This window comes from uncultured Campylobacter sp., from assembly GCF_937949835.1.
GTDB lineage: Bacteria > Campylobacterota > Campylobacteria > Campylobacterales > Campylobacteraceae > Campylobacter_B.
Window position 1 is genome coordinate 1 of sequence record NZ_CALEDC010000048.1, and the last position, 4,462, is coordinate 4,462.

Here is a 4,462-nt window from a genome sequence, read left to right on the forward strand (position 1 = left end):
ATCATATAGAAATTTCTAATAAAATTTAAAGAGATAAAATCATCGGCATGACTATTTTTAGATTTATTTTACGATAGAAATCCCGCTCTTGCGAGCAGGATTTCATTTCTTAGGGGGATAAGAAAAGGAGTTTAGGCTAAATAAATTTAGCCCGAGATTTCGTCTAGCCACGGAGTCCCGCGGCAAAAAGGAGCAAAAAGACGAAATCTCGCGCAAAATTTTAAGCCAAGATTTAAGCGATCGACTCGCGACAATAAACGAAATTTGCGACGGCCTCAAAAGCTATCGCAAAAACGCCGTGCCGCAAGCATCAAAATTAAACAAGCCTTTGTTTTTTGAAATACTCACGTGGAGCCTTGCAGAGCGGACAGGCGCCAGGAGCTTTCTTTCCGCGATGAACATGCCCGCAGACCTCGCACACCCAAACTTCCTCGTCGAAACTCTCGAAAAAGCCCTCCTCTAGCAGGATCTTTTGAAGCTCGTTGTATTCGCGCTCGTGCTCCTGCTCGACCTTGCCGATAGCGTTAAAAAGGCGCGCAACCTCTTTTTTACCCTCTTCGGTCGCGATTTTAGCGAAGCTCGGATACATGCTCTCGTGCTCGTAGCGCTCGCCGGCGGCAGCGTCGAGCAGATTTTTATCCATTTTATCAAGCGGAATACCTGCAGCCGCATGATGTGCCTTTAGCTCGGCTCTGGCGTGCCATTTTTCATTTTCGGCGGCCTCATAAAAATGTCGCGCAATTGCGTGAAAGCCTGCCTCTTTGGCTAAATCGCCGTAAAGATCGTATTTATTGCGCGCTTGCGACTCGCCTGCGAACGCCTTCATCAAATTTACCTGCGTCAGATCCTCGGTGATGCATTTCATCGGCTCGCCGCAGCAGCTAAGCGCGCCGCCGCCTACTTTTTGCACCTCGACCTCCGCGCCGCATTTGTCGCATCTGTAAGTTTCGTACTGTCTCATTTTAATTCCCTATCAAAATTTTTAGGGAATGATACCACAGCTACTATTAAATTTTACTTAATAAATTTTATTCTTCTCAATAAATTTATGTTTTTGAGAAAATTTTGGCACGAAATTTTCGTCCGAAAAATTTAAACTTAAGATTTTTCAAAGCAAATGAAATTTCAAGCAAAAACGCTAACGCTCGATTATCTAAAAATATGAAATTTAGTTTTTTGACTCATTTAGTCTGCGATTTTCAAGGCTAGCCACATCATTGGAAATTTTTTAGAATTTAAAGTTATCTCAAAAACAATTTGCTATTTTGCCATATGGTCTTATTTCGCGAGTATATAACAATGCTCGGCAAAAAGTAGCCTTAAATGCACCAACGAGCCGTCCGATTGTAATTATGAAGCGTTAAAAGCGTAATTAAGGGCACTGTAGCATTACCGTTTTGCCGCTATGATCGGTAATATCTGAGAATTTATGAACGTCAAATTCTAAGCCGCAAATCGAACAAGGAGGAAATTTATCGACTTCCTTCTCGCCTAAAAGCGAGCAAATTCCGCCTATTGCCGGATTATGTCCAACGATAAATACGCATTCTGCGCTAGCTGCATTAAAATTTTGCATAACATCTGTGCTAGAAATTTCCACATTGTTGCAAGATATCGCATTATTTTCGCTAATGCTAGCGGGAATTTTAGCGCTCTTAAAAGCAGAATTTTCAGCGTTTGCGTCGCGATGTTTTTCGCTACTCAAACCAACCGCATTGTATTTTTCAACATTCACACTGCACCCAAAAAATCGTTTCTCATCCAAGCTGCGAACAAACTTTGCCAAATCCCATAAGCTTGCGTCGTATAACTCTCGCAATGGCACTACCCTTTTTGTCACGTCCAGCGCATTAGCGATAATTTGCGCCGTACAGAGTGCGCGCATAGCCGAGCTTGTAATAATCAAATCAGGCGCAAGTCCCAAGCTACGCAGCTTTTCTCCAAGTTTATTTGCGCAAAGTTCGCCCACACGGCTTAATGCCCGCTCAAAATCGCTTCCATTGCCACTTTGCGCCTCGGCATGTCTTATAAAATATATCCGCTTCATCTGCATCCTTTCATAAAATTTTATGTATAATTTAGCGTTAAATTCTATAAAATTCTAAATTTTTTCTGGATCATTCCAAAGCCATAACCGACCACAAATCCCGCTATGTGTGCATACCATGCCACATTTACGCCCATTAACATCGGCGCAAAGCTCATTATCAAAATCGCGACAAAAATCCCGCCCGCATTGCGTTCATCAAAATAAGCAATCACGCCTAAAAGCACGCAAATAGCGCCGCTAGCGCCTACGATATTGACGATTTCTCCCATGTTCATGGCATAACGGATATAAATCAGACACAAAGCGCCACTCAGCAGCCCGCCTACGATGTAAAGTAGCGTAAATTTTATCCCACCGAACGCTCGCTCTAAAATCCCACCGAATTGATACAAAACTGCCATATTCATCACTAGATGCATCACTCCGCCGTGCATAAAAAATGAACTTAGTAGCTGCCACGGCATCCCCTCGAAAAAATATGGATTGAGCCCGAAAAATAGGTAGGACTTAAAGTCGAAAAAATATTCCAATGCGAATGAAATCACGAAAAATAGGATATTCGCCGCGATGATCGCGAGCGTAAATTTGCCTGATTGCATGAAACTCCTTAAATTTTTCACGCATAGTAGCGAAATTTTGATTAAATTAAAGGCGTCGTGTAATTTTATAGGTTCGAGATAAATTTATGGATAAGTGCTAACATTAAAATTCGCTAATAGTTTTAATTGCAAGCACTTTATCAAATAGCTGCGCTAAAATTTAAAATTTAGATATAAAGCTTTAAACTAAAATTTTCGTAACAAAATTTAGACCATAAATCTTTTTTTGAAAGCTTTACTGGAATTTATAGAGTTTATCTGACGTAAATCAAAAAGCAAGCACGCTTTAAAATTAATAACGATAAAATTTCAGTTATATGAAGCTGTTTCGTAGAATTTTATGTATAATTATATGTATGATTCCAATAAGAATAACAAAAATTTGAGTTCAAATTAATTTCAAAATAAATTTTAGAGTAAATATTTTAAATGCTTGTTATATATAAAACTACGCGTTAAAAATGCTAATTTGATTTGTCATAACAGTATCAAAGTGAGTTTTTATTCATAAGTTTTTGCTGTAGGAGTTTAAAAACCATAAAATTCTAAAATTTGATTAGAATTTTAGGAATTTAATAAATTCTGCAAAGCTAGGTCACAGCTAGAATTACAAGCGAAATTTTATCTGTAAAATTTCGCTTAAACCCTAGAGCCTAGATCAAACCGCCGCGAATTTTTAAAAGGTCTAACGAAATTTCATAAAATCTAATAAATTCCAAAAGTTATAAGAAATTTTTCAAAAAATACGGCGAAAGAATTTTCAAAATTCTAGTTATTTACTCGTCCATACCCTGCGAAGCGGTTCGATGCTAGGCAGCTTATGCGGTCTTTGCCGCAGCGCACGATGTAGCTATTTTCCATCTTTTGCCCTGCTATATGGACGTTTTTCTTATTTAAATTTACAAAGTCTGCTTGATTTCTACCACGAGTATTGTGGACGAATTTCACGCGACCGTCGGCATAGATCTCGCGCACGATACCGATATGACTGATTTCGTTATTGACCTTGCCTTTGTTAGAGCGCAAGGTGTTTTGAAAAAATACCAAATCCCCCACTCGCGGCGTATTGCTGAGTAAATTTTTACGGCTGTAATAATTATATATTGCTTGGGATTTACGTCCGTTTGTGAAGTATTTCGGCAGATCTTTTGAGTTAAAAAACAGATCATCGTATTTATCATTTAGCACGGTGATAAATCCGCTGCAGTCCCCTCCTGCGCGAGTGCCGGTGTAATCGTCCACCGATGCGATTAGCGGGCGGTTAAACTCGCTTCCCGGCACCGAAGTTATTCCTTCTTCATGATCGTTTAAGACATACGCTTGCTGGCTACCGGCAGACGGGGCTTTTGAGGAGCAACCGACCAGCAAAAACGCACCCAAAGCGCAAATAATTAGTTGTTTCATATAAAAATCCTTATAAAATTATGTAACGATTAATTTTGGGCGTAATTTTAGCGCCTGGCGGTAACAAAATGGTAACTTTAAAGCTAAATTCTGTATAATCGCCGAAATTTTACACGGAGAAATCATGCATTATCTACGAATTAACGGGGGCAAAAAACTAAGCGGCAGCGTCAAAATAAGCGGCGCAAAAAACGCCACACTGCCGCTCATAGCTCTATCTATCCTTTCAAAAAACGAAGTCGTAATTAAAAATTTACCCGCAGTTTCCGATATCCACACGCTAATTCAGCTACTTTCAAATTTAGGCGCAAAGTGCGAGTTTCTTGACGCCAACACCGCCAAAATCGATCCGCGCGAGATAAACTCGACCAAGGCGATCTACGACATAGTGCGTAAAATGCGAGCTTCG

At 39.9% G+C, this 4,462-nt stretch carries 4 protein-coding genes and 1 pseudogene; 1 reads left to right on the forward strand and 4 read right to left on the reverse strand.

What is annotated here, in order from left to right; translation table 11 throughout:
- Positions 1–316: 316 nt before the first annotated feature.
- From Q0256_RS01075 to Q0256_RS01090, 4 genes are all read right to left on the reverse strand, one after another.
- On the reverse strand, positions 317–961 hold the full coding sequence (locus Q0256_RS01075; RefSeq protein WP_177388306.1) for a ferritin family protein: 645 nt from the start codon (positions 959–961) through the stop codon (positions 317–319).
- A gap of 411 nt (positions 962–1,372) precedes the next feature.
- Entirely contained in the window at positions 1,373–2,047 is a 675-nt protein-coding gene (locus Q0256_RS01080; protein WP_297959234.1) for a histidine phosphatase family protein, read from the reverse strand.
- A 44-nt stretch (positions 2,048–2,091) separates the two neighbouring features.
- On the reverse strand, positions 2,092–2,649 hold the full coding sequence (locus Q0256_RS01085; protein WP_297959236.1) for a rhomboid family intramembrane serine protease: 558 nt from the start codon (positions 2,647–2,649) through the stop codon (positions 2,092–2,094).
- A gap of 768 nt (positions 2,650–3,417) precedes the next feature.
- The gene (locus Q0256_RS01090; RefSeq protein WP_297959238.1) at positions 3,418–4,053 is read right to left on the reverse strand and encodes an NlpC/P60 family protein; all 636 of its coding nucleotides are present in this window, start codon (positions 4,051–4,053) and stop codon (positions 3,418–3,420) included.
- A 124-nt stretch (positions 4,054–4,177) separates the two neighbouring features.
- Here Q0256_RS01090 and Q0256_RS01095 point away from each other — a divergent pair.
- Positions 4,178–4,462 (forward strand): annotated as a pseudogene (locus Q0256_RS01095) (UDP-N-acetylglucosamine 1-carboxyvinyltransferase); the annotation flags it as partial.

Bases quoted from the DNA above. Each gene is read 5' to 3' on its own strand.
- Q0256_RS01075 (WP_177388306.1), bottom strand. From the start codon at position 961: ATGAGACAGTACGAAACTTACAGATGCGACAAATGCGGCGCGGAGGTC.
- Q0256_RS01080 (WP_297959234.1), bottom strand. From the start codon at position 2,047: ATGAAGCGGATATATTTTATAAGACATGCCGAGGCGCAAAGTGGCAAT.
- Q0256_RS01085 (WP_297959236.1), bottom strand. From the start codon at position 2,649: ATGCAATCAGGCAAATTTACGCTCGCGATCATCGCGGCGAATATCCTA.
- Q0256_RS01090 (WP_297959238.1), bottom strand. From the start codon at position 4,053: ATGAAACAACTAATTATTTGCGCTTTGGGTGCGTTTTTGCTGGTCGGT.